Genomic DNA, 2,416 nt, shown 5'->3' with positions numbered 1-2,416 from the left:
GGAATACGGGTGATGCTGAAGGTGAAGTTCTCGGTCGTCATGGGCGGCGTTCCGGGTTGCGGGGGTGACATCCGAATGCAGGTCGCTGGCATTCGGCATTCAGAGGACTGCAGCGGCCTCGGTAACGGCAGGTGCTGCACGATGGGAGAGGGCAAGCAGGGGCATCGCTCGCTGCACCGCCAGCCGCGCCCGCTGCATCAGGGCCTCGTTCTGCACGCAGCCGTCTGCGAAATCCTTGTCGGTTGCGTAGACACCCAAGGGCAGGGTTCGCGCCTGGAAGAAGCTGAAAAGCGGTCGCAGCTGGTGGTCGATCACCAGCGCGTGGCGTTCGCTGCCGCCAGTGGCGGCCAGCAGGATCGGGGTATCGACCAGCGCGTCCTGGTCGATGAAATCGAAGAAGTGCTTGAACAGGCCGGTGTACGAACCGCGGTAGACCGGCGTAACCACCACCAGCACATCGGCCCGCTCGACAGCGGCCAACTGCCGCTCCACGGTTTCGGGCAACTGCGAGCGCCGGAGCGCACCGGCCAGTTGTGGCGCCAGTTCACCCAGTTCAATCAGGTGCTGATCGCAGGGGACGCCTTCGCCGATCAGGTCCAGCAGGTGCTCGGCCAGGGTCGCGGCCCTTGAGGGGCGCTGCAGCCCGCCGGAAACGGCGACGATACGGAGGGGGCGGGTCATCTCTTCGCTTCAGCAGGGGAAGGGGCTGCTTCGGGTTGACCTGCAGGGGCGCAGTCCTGCGTGCCGGCTGGGTAGCCGCGCTGGCAGGGATCCGAAGGCGTGAGCCGATGCTAGCCAGCCCATCCCATGACGTAAAATGGTATTACTTCACCAATCCATGAGTGAGATTCATCGTCATGTTGGAGCGGATCCATCTCAGCATCGTGCAGCAGGTCGAGCAGCAGGGGTCGCTCACGGCCGCCGCCGGTGTGCTGAACCTGACCCAATCAGCCCTGAGCCACAGCATGAAGAAGCTGGAGCAGCAGTTGGGCACCAACGTCTGGTTGCGCGAAGGCCGCAGCCTGCGCTTGACCCAGGCGGGCCAGTACCTGCTGGCGGTGGCCAACCGGGTGCTGCCGCAGCTGGACCTGGCCGAGGAACGGCTGGGCCAGTTCGCGCAGGGCGAGCGTGGCGCGCTGCGCATCGGCATGGAATGCCACCCCTGCTACCAGTGGCTGCTGAAGATCGTCTCGCCCTATCTGGCCAGCTGGCCCGACGTCGATGTGGACGTCAAGCAGAAGTTCCAGTTCGGCGGCATCGGCGCCCTGTTCGGCTATGAAATCGACCTGCTGGTCACGCCCGACCCGCTGTTGAAGCCGGGCCTGAAGTTCGTCCCCGTCTTCGATTACGAGCAGGTGCTGGTGGTGGCCAAGGGCCACGCGCTGGCGTCGGTCGAGCACGTCAAGCCCCGCCAGCTCAGCCAGGAAGTACTCATCAGCTATCCGGTGCCGTTCGAGCGGCTGGATATCTACAACCAGTTCCTGCTGCCTGCCGGGGTCACGCCCCGGCGCCACAAGGCCATCGAAACCACCGACATCATGATGCAGATGGTGGCCAGCGGTCGCGGCGTGGCCGCCATGCCGCGTTGGCTGGTGGAGGAATATGCAGCCCGCATGGACGTGGTACCGGTGCGTCTGGGTGCGAAAGGCATTCCCAAGCAGATCTACCTGGGCGCGCGTGAGGCCGATACCGGTATCGATTACCTGCAGGCGTTTGTCGAACTGGCACGGAACAGCTCCACAAGCGCCGGCAACCTGCGTGGAGCCGGCTGATGTCAGCAGGCGTTGGCCGCATGGAGCCACTGGCGCAGACCTTCGTCAACGCCTTTTCATTGGAAGTCAGTGCCAAGGCCATGCCTGCGTTGCGCGCCGAAGCCGCCCGCATTGCACGGGGGACGACGATCTCCATTCCCTACCTGCCGAGCGAGGACGATGCTGCGCGACTGGCTGCGGCACGCAGGGTGCGCGAACTGGGATTCGAGCCGATGCCGCACCTTTCCGCACGCCGCATCGGCTCGCGGGCGGCGCTGGAGCACTTCATCGAGCGTGCCGTCATCGACGCCGGCATTGAGCGCTGTTTCGTGATCGCAGGCGATCTTGCCACGCCTGCCGGGCCGTTCGCCGACAGCACATCGATCATCGAGAGCGGCATTCTCGAGCGCGCCGGCATCAAGGTCGTGGGGGTGGGCGGGCATCCGCAAGGCCATCCGGCGATGACCAGCGCCGAGAGGTGGCGCGTGCTTGAAAAAAAGTGCCAGCGTATCGAAGAGCGAGGCATGGCACCGCTGGTCATCACCCAGTTCGCATTCGACGCCGATATCGTTCTGGCCTGGTTGAATGAACTGCGCGCCCGTGGCATCACCCATCCGGTGCTGGTGGGCGTTCCCGGGCCGGCCAGCATCGCGCGGCTTGTACGC

3 protein-coding genes are annotated in these 2,416 nt (G+C 65.2%); 2 read left to right on the top strand and 1 reads right to left on the bottom strand.

Annotation, left to right across the window (positions count from 1 at the left end; translation table 11 throughout):
* Nucleotides 1–99 precede the first annotated feature (99 nt).
* The gene (gene msuE / locus AB4Y84_RS19400) at nucleotides 100–681 is read right to left on the bottom strand and encodes an FMN reductase (protein ID WP_025874527.1); all 582 of its coding nucleotides are present in this window, start codon (nucleotides 679–681) and stop codon (nucleotides 100–102) included.
* 176 nt (nucleotides 682–857) lie between these two features.
* Here msuE and AB4Y84_RS19395 point away from each other — a divergent pair, with 176 nt between their 5' ends.
* A complete protein-coding gene (locus AB4Y84_RS19395) occupies nucleotides 858–1,772 on the top strand; it encodes a LysR family transcriptional regulator (RefSeq protein WP_025874528.1) in 915 nt (304 codons plus the stop codon).
* The coding region (locus AB4Y84_RS19390) for a methylenetetrahydrofolate reductase (RefSeq protein ID WP_442250698.1) at nucleotides 1,772–2,416 on the top strand (645 nt) is incomplete at its 3' end. The genes AB4Y84_RS19395 and AB4Y84_RS19390, both read left to right, overlap by 1 nt.

The sequence above is a fragment of the Stenotrophomonas sp. 2YAF22 genome, from assembly GCF_052114665.1.
Taxonomy (GTDB): Bacteria; Pseudomonadota; Gammaproteobacteria; order Xanthomonadales; family Xanthomonadaceae; genus Stenotrophomonas; species Stenotrophomonas indicatrix.
The sequence above is the reverse complement of the archived record's forward strand: the minus strand, read 5'-3'. Positions and strand labels throughout refer to the sequence as shown.